The organism is Streptomyces sp. NPDC031426 (assembly GCF_055581585.1).
In genome coordinates, this window is sequence record NZ_JBVIJE010000011.1 from 124,272 (window position 1) to 137,014 (window position 12,743).

General features: G+C 69.9%; 15 protein-coding genes, 3 tRNA genes and 2 pseudogenes. 11 read left to right on the forward strand and 9 right to left on the reverse strand.

From position 1 onward, the window contains the following. Positions 1-4: 4 nt before the first annotated feature. Positions 5-106 (forward strand): annotated as a pseudogene (gvpK, locus tag ACZ5NH_RS23900) (gas vesicle protein GvpK); the annotation flags it as partial. Between the two features lie 59 nt (positions 107-165). Here gvpK and ACZ5NH_RS23905 read toward each other — a convergent pair. The 3 genes from ACZ5NH_RS23905 to ACZ5NH_RS23915 all read right to left on the reverse strand — a co-directional run bounded on the left by ACZ5NH_RS23905 (position 166) and on the right by ACZ5NH_RS23915 (position 2,699). After that, on the reverse strand, positions 166-567 hold the full coding sequence (locus ACZ5NH_RS23905) for a YccF domain-containing protein (protein ID WP_468777936.1): 402 nt from the start codon (positions 565-567) through the stop codon (positions 166-168). Between the two features lie 142 nt (positions 568-709). Further along, the gene (locus ACZ5NH_RS23910; RefSeq protein ID WP_468777938.1) at positions 710-1,960 is read right to left on the reverse strand and encodes an APC family permease; all 1,251 of its coding nucleotides are present in this window, start codon (positions 1,958-1,960) and stop codon (positions 710-712) included. A gap of 250 nt (positions 1,961-2,210) precedes the next feature. After that, positions 2,211-2,699 carry a YajQ family cyclic di-GMP-binding protein gene (locus ACZ5NH_RS23915; protein ID WP_218514922.1) on the reverse strand — a complete coding sequence of 163 codons (489 nt, stop codon included), beginning with the start codon at positions 2,697-2,699 and terminating at the stop codon, positions 2,211-2,213. Between the two features lie 227 nt (positions 2,700-2,926). On the opposite strand from ACZ5NH_RS23915, the gene ACZ5NH_RS23920 reads away from it, so the two are divergent. The 3 genes from ACZ5NH_RS23920 (at position 2,927) to ACZ5NH_RS23930 (ending at position 4,651) form a co-directional block, all read left to right on the forward strand. Then, positions 2,927-3,008 (forward strand) — tRNA-Tyr (locus tag ACZ5NH_RS23920). A 325-nt stretch (positions 3,009-3,333) separates the two neighbouring features. Next, positions 3,334-3,888 (forward strand): SMI1/KNR4 family protein, encoded by a 555-nt coding sequence (locus tag ACZ5NH_RS23925; RefSeq protein WP_468777939.1) that lies wholly within the window; start codon positions 3,334-3,336, stop codon positions 3,886-3,888. Between the two features lie 283 nt (positions 3,889-4,171). Then, positions 4,172-4,651, forward strand: coding sequence for an SMI1/KNR4 family protein (locus ACZ5NH_RS23930; RefSeq protein ID WP_468777941.1), 480 nt, complete (start codon positions 4,172-4,174; stop codon positions 4,649-4,651). A 518-nt stretch (positions 4,652-5,169) separates the two neighbouring features. On the opposite strand, the gene ACZ5NH_RS23935 is transcribed toward ACZ5NH_RS23930, so the two are convergent. The 4 genes and pseudogenes from ACZ5NH_RS23935 to ACZ5NH_RS23950 form a co-directional block, all read right to left on the reverse strand. Then, entirely contained in the window at positions 5,170-5,361 is a 192-nt protein-coding gene (locus ACZ5NH_RS23935; RefSeq protein WP_468777942.1) for a hypothetical protein, read from the reverse strand. Between the two features lie 147 nt (positions 5,362-5,508). Continuing rightward, complete coding sequence (locus ACZ5NH_RS23940; RefSeq protein WP_468777944.1) at positions 5,509-6,183, reverse strand: hypothetical protein; 675 nt, start codon at positions 6,181-6,183, stop codon at positions 5,509-5,511. A 493-nt stretch (positions 6,184-6,676) separates the two neighbouring features. Continuing rightward, positions 6,677-7,016: pseudogene (locus ACZ5NH_RS23945) on the reverse strand (RRQRL motif-containing zinc-binding protein). Between the two features lie 373 nt (positions 7,017-7,389). Then, entirely contained in the window at positions 7,390-7,872 is a 483-nt protein-coding gene (locus ACZ5NH_RS23950; protein ID WP_388619532.1) for a carboxymuconolactone decarboxylase family protein, read from the reverse strand. Positions 7,873-8,061: 189 nt separating this feature from the next. Between ACZ5NH_RS23950 and ACZ5NH_RS23955 the strand changes: the two genes are divergently transcribed. From ACZ5NH_RS23955 to ACZ5NH_RS23965, 3 genes are read left to right on the forward strand one after another with little or no spacing between them, the layout of a single operon-like run. Beyond that, the gene (locus ACZ5NH_RS23955) at positions 8,062-8,415 is read left to right on the forward strand and encodes a DUF6233 domain-containing protein (protein WP_468777946.1); all 354 of its coding nucleotides are present in this window, start codon (positions 8,062-8,064) and stop codon (positions 8,413-8,415) included. Between the two features lie 44 nt (positions 8,416-8,459). Further along, positions 8,460-8,684, forward strand: a complete 225-nt coding sequence (locus ACZ5NH_RS23960) for a hypothetical protein (RefSeq protein WP_388619537.1) — start codon at positions 8,460-8,462, stop codon at positions 8,682-8,684. A 41-nt stretch (positions 8,685-8,725) separates the two neighbouring features. Beyond that, positions 8,726-8,938 (forward strand): hypothetical protein, encoded by a 213-nt coding sequence (locus ACZ5NH_RS23965; RefSeq protein ID WP_388619540.1) that lies wholly within the window; start codon positions 8,726-8,728, stop codon positions 8,936-8,938. Positions 8,939-9,084: 146 nt separating this feature from the next. Here the strand turns inward: ACZ5NH_RS23965 and ACZ5NH_RS23970 are convergent, their stop codons facing one another. Both ACZ5NH_RS23970 and ACZ5NH_RS23975 read right to left on the reverse strand, forming a co-directional pair. Beyond that, positions 9,085-9,741 (reverse strand): SDR family oxidoreductase, encoded by a 657-nt coding sequence (locus tag ACZ5NH_RS23970; RefSeq protein ID WP_468777948.1) that lies wholly within the window; start codon positions 9,739-9,741, stop codon positions 9,085-9,087. A gap of 289 nt (positions 9,742-10,030) precedes the next feature. Further along, a complete protein-coding gene (locus ACZ5NH_RS23975) occupies positions 10,031-11,296 on the reverse strand; it encodes an amidohydrolase family protein (RefSeq protein ID WP_468777950.1) in 1,266 nt (421 codons plus the stop codon). 340 nt (positions 11,297-11,636) lie between these two features. On the opposite strand from ACZ5NH_RS23975, the gene ACZ5NH_RS23980 reads away from it, so the two are divergent. From ACZ5NH_RS23980 to ACZ5NH_RS23995, 4 genes are all read left to right on the forward strand, one after another. After that, a tRNA-Thr gene (locus ACZ5NH_RS23980) sits at positions 11,637-11,709 on the forward strand. A 46-nt stretch (positions 11,710-11,755) separates the two neighbouring features. Beyond that, positions 11,756-11,828 (forward strand) — tRNA-Met (locus ACZ5NH_RS23985). 90 nt (positions 11,829-11,918) lie between these two features. Continuing rightward, on the forward strand, positions 11,919-12,083 hold the full coding sequence (gene rpmG, locus ACZ5NH_RS23990) for a 50S ribosomal protein L33 (RefSeq protein WP_003948671.1): 165 nt from the start codon (positions 11,919-11,921) through the stop codon (positions 12,081-12,083). Positions 12,084-12,283: 200 nt separating this feature from the next. Further along, on the forward strand, positions 12,284-12,736 hold the full coding sequence (locus tag ACZ5NH_RS23995; RefSeq protein ID WP_451002824.1) for an FAS1-like dehydratase domain-containing protein: 453 nt from the start codon (positions 12,284-12,286) through the stop codon (positions 12,734-12,736). Positions 12,737-12,743: the final 7 nt, after the last annotated feature.

Genomic DNA, 12,743 nt, shown 5'->3' on the forward strand with positions numbered 1-12,743 from the left:
CGTCCTCCTGCACGACCGGATGGCCGAACTGTGCGACAGCTACGGCCTCACCATGGCCGACCTCAACATCGACCTCGGGCCGCTGGGCACGCTGCTCCCGCCGTGACCGGCGGCCGACGCGGGAGACCGGCGGCCGACGCGGAAGATCGCGCCCGGCGCGCGAGATCAGCGCCCGGCGAAACCCTGGTCCGACGGCACCACCTCACGCCCGAGCGGCATGAGGGAGATCGGGATGAGCTTGAGGTTCGCCCAGCCGAAGGGGATCCCGATGATCGACAGGAACAGGGGGATGCTCGTGATGAGGTGCCCCAACGCCAGCCACCAGCCCGCGAAGATCACCCAGATCACGTTGCCGATGAAGGAACCCGCCCCCGCGTCCGGCCGGTCCACGGTGGTCCGGCCGAACGGCCACAGGACGAAGCCGGCGATGCGCAGCGACGCGATGCCGAACGGGATGGTGACGATCAGGACGAAGCAGATCAGGGCGGCGATGAGATAAGCGATCGCCATCCAGAAGCCGCAGAAGACGAGCCACAGGATGTTGAGCAGCAGGTTGAACAGCTTCATGGTCGGTACCTCTCCGGGTCGCTCCGCCGGCATGCCTGCTGCCACAAGTATCAGCGTGCCGGGCCTTCAGGCAGAACCGCAGCGTCCTTGTGGCGTGATCGGGAACGTCCGGAGACGATCCGGCGCGGCATCACTCTCGGCGTCACTCGGTGCGCCGTCGCGCCCGCAGTCGTACGCCGTAGGCCGCCACGCCCACCGCGAGCACGCCCGCCCCCACGGCCACCGAGCCGGCGGGCAGTGCGAACGCCAGCGCGGCGCAGCCCAGCAGGCCCACCACGGGCACCACGCGGGCCGACGGGGCCGGACCCAGGGTCCATGCGGAGGCATTGGCGACGGCGTAGTAGGCGAGCACGCCGAAGGAGGAGAAGCCGATCGCGCCGCGCACATCGACCGCCGCGGCCAGTACGGCGACCACCACGCCCACGGCCAGCTCCGCCCGGTGCGGCACCTGGAAACGCGGGTGCACGGCCGCCAGCGCCCTCGGCAGATGCCCGTCCCGGGCCATGGCGAGGCTCGTACGGGACACGCCGAGGATCAGCGCGAGCAGCGAGCCCAGCGCCGCCACCGCGGCCCCGACCCGCACCACTGGCGCGAACCCCGGCACGCCGGCCGCCCGTACCGCGTCGGCCAGCGGCGCCGCCGCGTGCCCGAGCCGGTCCGTACCGAGGACGGCGAGCACCGCGACGGCCACGCACGCGTACACCACAAGTGCGATCCCCAGGGCCAGCGGGATCGCACGCGGAATCGTGCGCGCCGGGTCCCGTACCTCCTCCCCGAGGGTCGCGATCCGCGCGTACCCGGCGAACGCGAAGAACAGCAGCCCCGCCGCCTGGAGCACCCCGCCCGCGCCCGACGACAGCCCGATGTCCAGCCGCCCGGCGTCGCTCTGTCCGGAGACCAGGCACACGACCACCACGGCCGCGAGCACGGCCAGCACCACCGCCACGATCACGCGCGTCAGCCACGCCGACTTCTGGATCCCGCCGTAGTTCACGGCCGTCAGGGCCACCACGGCCGCGACCGCCACCGCGTGCGCCTGCCCCGGCCAGACGTACGCGCCCACGGTGAGCGCCATGGCCGCACAGGACGCCGTCTTGCCGACCACGAAGGCCCAGCCCGCGAGATAGCCCCAGAAGGGGCCCAGCCGCTCCCGTCCGTACACGTACGTCCCGCCGGAGGCCGGATAGCGGGCGGCGAGCCGGGCGGAGGACATGGCGTTGCAGTAGGCCACCACGGCCGCGAGCGCCAGCCCGGGCAGCAGTCCCGTGCCCGCCGCGCGCGCGGCGGGCCCCAGGGCCGAGAACACGCCGGCCCCGACCATCGAGCCGAGGCCGACGATCACGGCGTCCCGTACGCCGAGGGTGCGGCGCAGCCCGGTGCCGGAGGTTGTCATGTGCCGCACCCTACTGACTGCCGGAACCGGGAGGTGGACCACCGGCGTCTCTCTCGTGACCAGACCACGAACGCACGGTCAACAGGCAGCGAACGTGTGCTACGACAGCACGGAAGGGCGGGCACCGCTCGGGGGCGCCCGCCCTTCCGTGCTGTCACGGATGTCCGGCTGGTGTGTTGCCGATCCCTATCGGCGTGCTGCCGGTTCCCACCGGTGCCCAGCCGGTCTCTCCCGATGTCCTGCCGGTCTCCTACCGGTAGTTCACGAACTGCAGGGCGAAGTCGAAGTCCTTGCCCTTCAGCAGCGCGATCACGGCCTGCAGGTCGTCCCGGCTCTTGGAGGTGACGCGCAGTTCGTCGCCCTGGACCTGGGCCTTCACGCCCTTCGGGCCCTCGTCGCGGATGATCTTCGCCACTTTCTTGGCGTTCTCCTGGGAGATGCCCTCCTGGATCGACGCGAAGATCTTGTACTCCTTGCCGGACAGCTGGGGCTCGCCCGCGTCCAGCGCCTTCAGCGAGATGCCGCGCTTGATCAGCTTGGACTGGAAGACGTCGAGGACAGCCTTCACCCGGTCCTCGGAGTTCGCCTCCATGAGGATCTTGTCACCGGACCACGAGATCGAGGCGCCCACGCCCTTGAAGTCGTAGCGCTGCGAGATCTCCTTGGCGGCCTGGTTGAGGGCGTTGTCGACCTCCTGCCGCTCGACCTTCGAGACGATGTCGAAACTGGAGTCGGCCATGTCCTGTGGCTCCTTGTATCGGGGTGCGTATCGGGTGCGTGCCGGCGTGCGCGGCGGCGGCCGCCGGGCCCGGCGTCATGCCGGGCCGCATCCGCACCAGCCTAGTCACCCCACGAGCCGAGGGGTGGAGATCAACCAGGTGGCGAAGCACCCCCGTGTATCGGGTATTGTTTACGTCGTCGCCAGGGGGCACCGCCGAAAAGCGGTTCGATCTGGTGGCCAACCCAGGCGGTGTGCCCGAGCGGCCAAAGGGAGCAGACTGTAAATCTGCCGGCTCAGCCTTCCCAGGTTCGAATCCTGGCGCCGCCACGCAAGTGAGATCGACCCCTGACCAGTGAGTTTGGTCGGGGGCCGTTCTCGTTGTCGGCTCACGTCAGTCCCCGTCGTTCCCCGGTGTTCCCCGCCCGTTCTGGCACGGTCGTGGCACGTGTCGTGACCTTGATCACTGGCTACCAGGCCCCAAGGACCGTGCGGTGTCGCGGCGCGCCCCTCGATGCGAACTATGGGCACGGAAGTCGCTGAGGTCTGGTGGGCTGGTCAGACTGGCTACTGGGGGCGTGTGCGGTTGGCCCCGGTCGGCATGGTCGCTGTACTTCGCTGCTGCACTGCACAGGCATCTGCGACCATCAACAGCGTGACCGACGACGAGGTGCTGGCGGCTGTCAAGGCCCGCGTTCAGGCAGGACGCCCAACGGACCTGCACGACAGTCTGCTCACGCCGGCACCCGCATCTGCGGAGGCGCTGGCGGAGGCAGAGCGCATCATCGGTTACCCACTCCCGCCTCTGCTCCGCCGCCTCTACACCGAGGTGGCCAACGGCGGATTCGGTCCCTTCGGCGGTATCGAAGGCCTCCGCAACGGATACACGAGCGACGGGCCAGGGATGCTGGAGATCTATCTCCAGTACGACGAGCCCAATCCGTATCCAGAAGAGCAAGCACCACCTTCTCCGCCTCACGGGGTGCTGATGTTCTGCGACCACGGCTGTGCCATGTGGACCATGCTCGACTGCCGCCACCCGGAAGGGCAGATGTGGTGGTGGGACCAGGGAGAGCGACACAAGTGCGACCTGATGCTCCGTGAATGGCTGAGCATGTGGCTCGAAGGGAAGCTTGAGCACGGCATCCCGGGCGACCTCGCGCTGAAGGACGACGAGTCTTGGTACTGGCCCGAGACGGACGGCCACTGAGCCCATTGCCACGATGGGTATCGCGGCAGCCTCGGCGGGGTTCTCAATGACCCAGTCAAGCGCAGCTGTCCGGGTCTTGGAGCAATCGCGTATGCGGAGGGGCGATGACCTGGCGAGACGCTGACCTGCGCGGTTCTGGGGTGGTTGCCGTGTCTCCCCGCTGTTCCCCGCGCGATACCCGCTCATCGGGCACGCAGGGGGCACGGTCGGGCCCTCTCCCAGCGTTCGACTCCGGATCTTGCAAGGCATGGCTTCCACGGCTCCGAATTGAGAGGCTGCGCCGGTGACTGATGACGAGATTCTGGAGGCGCTGCGGACCGTGGCTCAGGCGCGTCCCTTGCCCCCGCTTGCATCACCGGAGGCTGTTGCCGAGGCGGAACGAGTCATCGGATTCCCGGTGCCTCCGCTCCTGCGGCGTCTGTACACCGAAGTGGCCAACGGAGGCTTCGGCCCCGGTGAGGGGATCCTGGGCGTGAGCGGCGGGCGTCCCCAGGGCAACTTCTGTGACATCGCCGAGCTGTACCAGGACGGTCCGGATCCGTCCGGCCGTATCCCTGTCGGTTTGGTGCTGATCTACGACTGGGGCTGCACCATCTGGTCGCTGGTCGACTTCCGTGATCCTGCGGGTCCCATGTGGTGCAACCACGAGGGAGAGCTCTGGCCCGCGGGCATCACCCTCGGGGAATGGCTGATCGCTACATCGGCGGGGACCCTGACAGTGGAGACACTGCTGGAGGGTCAACCCGGTTCGCAGATCATCTAGCCAGTCCGCCGCTTCCCGACCACCTCCACCACCACTCTCCCCAGCTCCATCCGCCACGACGGACCCACGGTCGGCGACGGCGCCCCCTCCATCCCGGTGCCAGGCCTGAAGGACGTCACCCCGCAGGACCTCCGAGCGACGCACGCTTCCCGGGTGGCCGATCGGCACGGCGTCATGGCTGCGGCCAAGCGGCTGGGCCACGCCAACGCGAGCCTGACCACGCGTCACTACGCCGGTCACGGGATGGTCAGGACGCGGAGATCGCACAAGAGCTCAATGCCGATCATGAGAGGGACGTTGCACGAAGAGAAGGGCGCCGCGTCCGAGTCCGACGATCAGGGCAACTGACCTGCACAGACGTCCCGTTGTGCGTGATCGTTCACCGGAGTCTGTAAATCTGCCGGCTCAGCCTTCCCAGGTTCGAATCCTGGCGCCGCCACACGGGGCCCTTGTCGTATGTGTGCGGCGGGGCCTTGAAGTGGCCGCGGTCGTGTCGGGGACGGGCACGACAGTGATCTTCAAGAGCCGGAGGAGTGCGCTGCTGCTGCCGGGGACGAGCTCGCCGACAGGGTCGGCCGTCGTGACGCGGGCGCGGGTGACGGCCAGGACGGCAGTGGCGAGCCGTAGACGCCCTTGGCCGGCTGGAAGTCCTCTTCCACCTGCCGTCTTCGGCAGACCCCGTCGACGAGGGCGGCCAGGGTGGTGGTCAAGAGGGGTTCGCGGCTCCGCGCATTTCCCGGCCCGGAACTCAACGCCCTGGCTGACTCATATTCCCGACCCTGGAGTCGTGAAAATCGGGACGGGCGGCCACTCGGCAGTCTGGGTGGATGGCTTTCCCATCCACCCAGACCGTGAAATCAGGTGGTCTTGGTGCGACCGAGATTGTTGTTGTTATTGTTGTTGTTGTTCGGGTTGCCGGCGTTGTTGTTGTTATTGTTGTTGTTGACGATGACGGTGATATGGAAGCCGTCCTCGTCGAAGTCCGCCCAGTCGTGAGTAGACTCGTCGTCCGCGTCGTCCTTGGCCTTCCCCCAGTCGTGGGTGGCGTCGTCGTCCTCGTCTTCCTTGGCGTTCGCGCGGTCGTCGTCCTCGTCTTCCTTGGCGTTCGCGCGCTCGTGGTTCGCGCCTTCCTTGGCCTTCGCGCGGTCGTGGGTAGCGTCGTCGTCCTCGTCTTCCTTGGCGTTCGCGCGGTCGTCGTCCTCGTCTTCCTTGGCGTTCGCGCGCTCGTGGTTCGCGCCTTCCTTGGCCTTCGCGCGGTCGTGGGTAGCGTCGTCGTTCGCGTCTTCCTTGGCGTTGGCGCGTTCGTCGGCAGCGTCGACGTCTGCGTCATCCTTGGGGGCGGCGAAGGTACCGCTTGAGCGGAAGGTCTTGAGCGAATCATGATCTGCGGCGTGCGCCATGGGCACTGACCAGAGACCTACCCCGCTGCCGAGCACGATCACGGCCGCCGCCTTCGCACCCAGGCTGGGGCGACGCGAGGGAGCGCCCTCGTCTTGGCGCCAATTGCGCGTCGCCTTGCGCTTCGGAAACATTTTGTGTCCTCTCTCCTCGCATAGCCGAGGGAACTGTCCGATCGGTTCGAGAATGCAAACGTTGATCCGCATCCAGCCTCATCACGCTTTCCGCGCGAACTGCGTGCGATAACGGTTCGACCTGCGGAGTTAGGCCAGACGCTGACATGCCTGCAACACGTGGCTCAGCGCCGATGGCGCCTCTGGAGGCCTCGCGATAAAGTAATTAGCCGCCAATTTTCATGACGGTCCGTCAGTTTGTCTGGTAAAGCCGCTTCGGCTTGCCGGTCGTAGAGGCAGAGCGTTTCGGCTGGCCAGCCGGAGTTCGGCAGGGGTTTGCAGGCGCGCGAACGCGCCGGTGATCACGTGGGTGAAGGGTCAGTGCCGGGCGAAGTGGAGGCAGCGGCGGCGGCCGGTGGGGGCGAGCATGGGCATCCCGGCCGGCAGGTCGGAGGCGACAAGAGTGCGGTGACGCGTGGTCTTCCCTCGGAAGTCCCTTCAGGGCGGGCGGTGTTCAGGTGACGCGCTGTTCTTCGGGATGGGCGCACGGCACGCACATGCCGCGCGAGGTCGGGATGACGCATTCGGCATCCCGACCACACTCCGGGTACCTGCGGCGGGCGGTGTTGGCTTCGGCCGGGGTCGCCCATTTGGCGGGCCTCGTCGGCCGGACGGGCTTTGGCTGCTCGATCGAGTAAAGGCAGGCGACCAGCGGTCCGCGGCGACGCCGCGGACGCTCCGACCGGGCTGCCACATCCCGCCCACCGGGCCGTAACCCGAGGGCGCAGTCGTCGGACTGCGGCCAGCCGCTCGGGAGCCAGGTGCCACCGGTAGACGGGGATGCCGGCTGCCAGACGGCCGCGGTGTCGACGGCTCGCAGGACGAGGCGGGAGGGCTCGTCGTCGCGGACGGCGAGGATCTGCCGGCGTCCCCAGGACTCGCTCATGCCGAATGCCTCGCCCACCGCACGGGCGCTGAGCGGGCGGCCCGCCTGCGCGGACTCGGTGTACGGGCGTGCGGGAGGTGGATCGAGCCGACCGGGAGCGAGGTGGTGAACAGGATGAGCACCCGGTTCGCCGGATCCCGGTCCGCGAGGCAGTGTCTTGATCTTGAGTGGACTGTAGATCTGCCGGCTCAGCCTTCCCGGGCTCGAATCCCGGCGCGGCCGCACGGGAACGAGAGCCCCGTGATCTGCGAGAGCAGGTCGCGGGGCCCTTGTCATTGCCGTCAGTGGAACTTGGCGGCCATGCCCGCCTCGTAGTCGCCGGCGGGCTGCTGGGTGAGGACGTTTCCGCGGTTGAAGGCGTTGATGACGGCGATCTGGGCCACCAGGTCGGCGAGCTGGTCCTCGTCGTAGTACTTGGCCGCGTTCGCCCAGACCTCGTCCGGGACGCCGCCGGCCGCGTCCGCGATGCGGGTGCCCTGCTCCGTCAGCTCCAGCGCGGCGCGCTCGGCGTCGGTGAAGACCTTGGCCTCCCGCCAGGCGGCGACCAGATGGAGGCGTACGGCGGTCTCGCCGGCCGCGGCGGCCTCCTTGGTGTGCATGTCGATGCATCCGGCGCAGCCGTTGATCTGGCTCGCGCGGAGCATCATCAGTTCGCGCGTCGAGGCCGGCACGGTCGACTCCGAGAGCGCCATGCCCGCGGCGATGATGTGCTTCATGACCTTGGCCGCGACCGGGGCGGCCATGACGTTCAGACGAGCTTCCACGGTGTACTCCTGGGCGGTTGCCGGTGTGTACGCCCTCTGCGTACGCCCTCTTGGACAGACCGGCCCCGTGCGCTGTGACAGGAAGGGGTGTGACCCGCGTCTCAGCGGTGGGGAAGCCGTTTCGCGCGAATCCTGTTCAGCCGTATCCCGCTGGTCGCACTTCCGGATCTCTTCACTAGAATCGAACGTGTGAACGATGACCGTCCGCTGACGCGTCTCGACATGCTGCGCTTCGCCCGCCGCGTCGTCGAACATCAGGCCGCGCGGCAGCTCGCCCTGATGGACCGGTGGATCGCGGACGAAGAGCGCCGGGAGGCCGAACGGCAGCGCCGACTCGCCGTCCGGCAGGCCGCTCCGGACTGGCTGATCGAGCGCGGACTGAACGGCCGCACGGCGGTGTACGTCCACGTCGGCGGCTGTGCGAGCGCCGGCGGACGCGCCAAGGCGGTCGGCCGGGAGCAGGTGGTCCGCGCACTCACCGAAGGAGAGGTTCCCGCATGCCCGCTGTGCCGCCCCGACAGGGTGCTGGGAATACTGGAATGACCGGTCCGGGTGCGGGCCCGGGCGGTCCGGACGATGCTGGAGCCATGGCCGGGAAACGACCCATCATCGTGCACCTGCCGTCCCCGACCGGCGGCCGCCGGGTCCGCGTGGACGGCGAGATTCTGGGCCTGGCGCACAACGTGGGGGACCTCGTGGAGTTCCTGCGCCGCGCGGGACTGGAGATCGAGCCGGAGCAGGTGGCCGACTCGCCGCTGATCGACTGGCGCGGAGTGGGCCCCGATCGGTGGGAGGTCGAGACCCGCACCTGACAGCGGTGTCGCGTCCGCGCCGGTGCGGGCACACTGACGGCATGTCCTCCCGACGCAGAACCTGTCCTGTGTGCCATCGCGACATCGCCGTCGTCGCGGGCCGTTACGCGCGGCACGACCCGCCCGGGGCGCGGGAGAACGGGGAACTCGTCTCCTGCGCCGGATCGCGGCAGCAGGCCCAACTCGGGGCGGTCCAGTCGGCGTTGGACGGATACGCCGTACCGGAGTTTCCCGGGCAGCTGCCTCTGTTCTGAGTTCGCGAAGAGGTGGAGGGGCTTGCGTGTGCGGAGGGGGCTTGCGTGTGTGGGGCGTGGCTGTAGGGGGACCTGACGGGGCGACAGGCCGGCGGTGCTGAGGGCTCGGTGGCGGGGTCTGTCCGTTCAACGGCCGGTGGCCGGCCTCAGTTCCCGGCCACCGACTTCACCGCCACCGACACCGGTGTCGATCCGCTGATCAGCTCCAGCGTCAGGCCGGTCGTCGCCGGGGTGTCCACCAACTCCGCGAGCACGGCCGCCACATCGTCCCGGGGGATCGCGCCGCGCCCGGTGTGCGCCTCCAGCCGGACCATGCCGGTGCCGGCGTCGTCCGTCAGCGAGCCGGGGCGCAGGATCGTCCAGTCCAGGGCCTCCTGGCGGGTGACGTACGCGTCCGCCTCGCCCTTGGCGCGCAGGTACGCGTCGAAGACATCGTCGCCCCGGTGCGCGGGATCCGCGCCCATCGAGGAAACGACCAGGAAACGGCGCACACGCGCGCGTACGGCCGCGTCCGCGAACAGCACCGCCGCGCCCCTGTCCACTGTCTCCTTGCGGGCCGCCCCGCTGCCCGGGCCCGCGCCGGCCGCGAAGACCGCCGCGTCGGCGCCCTGCAGATGCGCCGCGACCTCCTCCACCAAGGCGGACTCCAGGTCGAGCAGCACCGGTTCGGCGCCGGCCGCGCGTAGATCGTCGCCCTGTTCGGACTTGCGGATGATCCCCGCGACCTCGTCTCCGCGCGCGGAGAGCAGGCGCTCCAGCCGCAGCGCGATCTGTCCATGACCACCAGCGATGACAATGCGCATGATTCCGACCGTACGCCGGAAGAGGCGCATCCGCCGCACGGGTTAACCGGCGTGGCAGCACCGCGCCGGGCTCACGCCCTCCGGCCCGTACCGGCTCACGCCCTCCGGCCCGTACCGGCTCACGCCCTCCGGCCCGTACCGGCTCACGCCCTCCGGCCCGTACCGGCTCACGCCCTCCGGCCCGCGCCGGGCGCGCCCGAGCGCATGCCCGGCGCTCACACCCACCCGCGCGCTCCCCTCGGGTCGCGCTCCAGACCGCGCTCCAGACCACGCTCCGGACCGCGCTCCCTCACGACAGCTCGCCCCGCCCCTGCCGCGGCAATCCGAGTTCCACCGTGGCCGCCGAGTTGCAGTACTCGCGCACCGCGCTCGTGCGCGCCACCACCCGGCCCCGGTGGACCACGATCCGGCTGTAGGCCAGGGACAGGGCGCCGGCCAGGCGGTTGCCGCGTACGGCGAGGAGGTCCGCGGGAAAGCCGGCCTCCACGCGTACCTCCGGCAGGCCCAGCACCGCGCGGGCCGATGCGCTCACCGTGTCGTAGGCGTCCTCCGGGCGCAGGCCGTGGGCGGAGGCGAGGAGATAGGCCGCCTCCAGGGGGTCGCCGCGACCGACCGGGTTGGAGGCGTCGCGCAGGGCGCCGCTGCCGGCCGACACGCGCACCCCGGCCGCGCGCAGCAGCCGTACCGGAGCGGTGCCCCGGCGGTCGGTTCCGCAGCAGCCGCCCTGAGGCAGGCACACGACCGTCACACCGGCCGCCGCGAGCTGGTCGGCGGCACGGGAGGCCGCCTCGATGGGGAAGCGTGCGAGACCGGCGCACGGCCCGATCGTCACGCCGGGGCGCAGGCCCCCGGCCATGGCCGCGAGCCGGGACAACCGGGCCGGGTCGGAGGCGTCCGTGTGCAGGTCCACCGGGCAGCCGTGCTCGGAGGCCACCTCCAGGACCGCCTCCACATAGCCTGTGGGATCGGGGTCCAGGTCGGGGCAGCCGCCCACCACGGAGGCGCCCATCTTGACCGCGTCGCGCAGCATCGCCAGCCCGTCGGCCCCGGCCACACCGGTCAGCAGCCGTGGCATCGCGACCGTCGTCAGCTCGGCGAGCCCCCGCAGCGAGCGCCGCGCCTGCAGGACCGCGCCCAGCGCGCCGAGCCCTTGTACGTCGCCCACGCGCACGTGCGTGCGTGCCGCCGTCGCCCCGTGGCCGAGCTGCAGCAAGGCCGCCTCCGTCGCCCGGCGCTGGACGTCCTCGGGGGCGTACGACGCCGGGCCGGGGTGCTCGGCGGACAGCGCGGTGTCGCCGTGGGCGTGCGGTTCGGCCGGGGCCGGCAGGAGCAGGTAGCCGTTCAGGTCCACGCGCGTGGCGCCCGTCCGGGCGGGTCCCGGCGCCAGACTGCCGGCCGTGCCCACCGCCTCGATGCGCCCGCCGCCCAGCCGTACGTCCACCGTCCGGCCGTCGGTGAGCCGCGCCCCGCAGAGCAGCAGGGCGGCCGGGTCGGACTGGCCCGAGGATCCCGAGGAGTTCGACGGCGGATGGGGCTGCGGCTGGCTGTCGGGCATCGCGCTCCAGGATCGGGGGCGGGGGCTCGGGTTGGCCCGCGTGAGACACCGGGGCCCGGACCCCAAGATCACGCCGAGCGAGTCGAGCCTAGGGTGGCGAGCCGCGCCGGGCGCGCAGGAGCGCAATAGTCGTACCGGCGTGGTCCGTCCTTGCCGGTGCACGTGCCGCGCACCCACGTGGCCCCGTCCTTCCCGCCGACGTCCACGCGCGCGTGGACGTCGGCTTCAGCTCCGTGCGAGGGCTCGTGGGGCCACTGCGGGCCCTGGGGTTGGGTGGTCCGGGGCCGCCGGATACGGATTTGGGTGAACGGCGGCGGACCGTGTAATGTCTTCATCGCTCGCCCCAATAGCTCAGTCGGCAGAGCGTCTCCATGGTAAGGAGAAGGTCAACGGTTCGATTCCGTTTTGGGGCTCTGGTGCGAGAGGTTCCCGCCGAAAGGCGGGGTCCGATCGCATCGCAGCGGTGTAGCTCAGTCGGTAGAGCAAGCGGCTCATAATCGCTGTGTCACCGGTTCAAGTCCGGTCACCGCTACTCACAGTAGCCGATTGCGGGGTCGGTCCTTCGATCGGCTACTCTTTCTTGCGTTGAATTAGTCCACCCGTTCGTCTTAGGAGCACTCACGTGGCTGCCACCGACGTCCGCCCGAAGATCACGCTGGCCTGCGTGGAGTGCAAGGAGCGGAACTACATCACCAAGAAGAACCGGCGTAACAACCCGGATCGTCTTGAGATGAAGAAGCACTGCCCTCGCTGCAACGCGCACACCGCGCACCGCGAGACGCGATAAACAGGCTCGTTCGCGAGGCCGTTCCCTTCCGAGGGGGCGGCCTCGCGGCGTTTCACCGCCTCACCGGCGCCTCGGCTTCCCCGGCGCTTCGGCTTCACTCGCGCTTCAGCGGCCGGTCCTGACCCGTCCCCCTGCGCATTGTCCGGCGGGATTCCGGCTAATTTGGGGCCATCACAGCAGACATCAGGAGGTGCCGGGCCATGGCGCTCGACCAGTCCTTCGTTGGACGGACCTACCCGCCCACCGCGCCCTATGAGGTGGGCCGGGAGAAGATCCGCGAGTTCGCCGAGGCGGTGGGTGAGACCAATCCGGTCTACACGGACCCGGAGGCCGCGAAGCAGCTCGGGTATTCCGATGTGATCGCCCCGCCGACGTTCGTGTTCGCCATCACCTTCCCGGCCGCCGGGCAGATCGTCGAGGACCCGCAGCTCGGTCTCGACTACAGCCGCGTGGTGCACGGCGACCAGAAGTTCGCCTACAGCCGCCCGGTGCGCGCCGGCGACCGGCTCACGGTCACCTCCACCATCGAGGGCATCAAGTCCCTCGCGGGCAACGACATCCTGGACATCCGCGGTGAGGTGCACGACGAGGCCGGCGAGCACGTCGTGACCGCCTGGACCAAGCTCGTGGCCCGCGCGGCCGGGGAGGCGTGAGGACCTG